The sequence below is a fragment of the Mesorhizobium sp. M5C.F.Ca.ET.164.01.1.1 genome (genome assembly GCF_004792125.1).
In the GTDB taxonomy this organism is placed as follows: Bacteria; Pseudomonadota; Alphaproteobacteria; order Rhizobiales; family Rhizobiaceae; genus Mesorhizobium; species Mesorhizobium wenxiniae.
The window spans coordinates 1-294 of record NZ_SRTG01000522.1; the positions used below are offsets into that span (position 1 = coordinate 1).

General features: G+C 62.2%; 1 protein-coding gene. It reads right to left on the reverse strand.

Translation table 11 applies throughout. The features are described from left to right. On the reverse strand, nucleotides 1-294 hold a 294-nt coding region (locus EN807_RS34560; RefSeq protein ID WP_246684541.1), incomplete at both ends, for an iron-sulfur cluster assembly accessory protein.

Genomic DNA, 294 nt, shown 5'->3' on the forward strand with positions numbered 1-294 from the left:
CTGATCTGGAAGGACTGGCCCATCAGGTCGTCGACGAAGTCGATCACCGAGCCGCCCATATAGACCAGCGACAGGTCGTCGATCAGGATGGTCGCCCCGTCCTTCTCGATGGCGACATCGTCGTCATTGCGCTCGCCTACCAGATCGAATTTGTAGGAGAAGCCGGAGCAGCCGCCGCCTTCGACGGAAACGCGCAAGGCATTCTTGCCCGGCTCGCCGGCCAGAATCCTGGCGATCCGCTTCGCGGCCGCTTCGGTCATTTCGACCTTCATGGCAGTCTTGGCATCCGCGCCC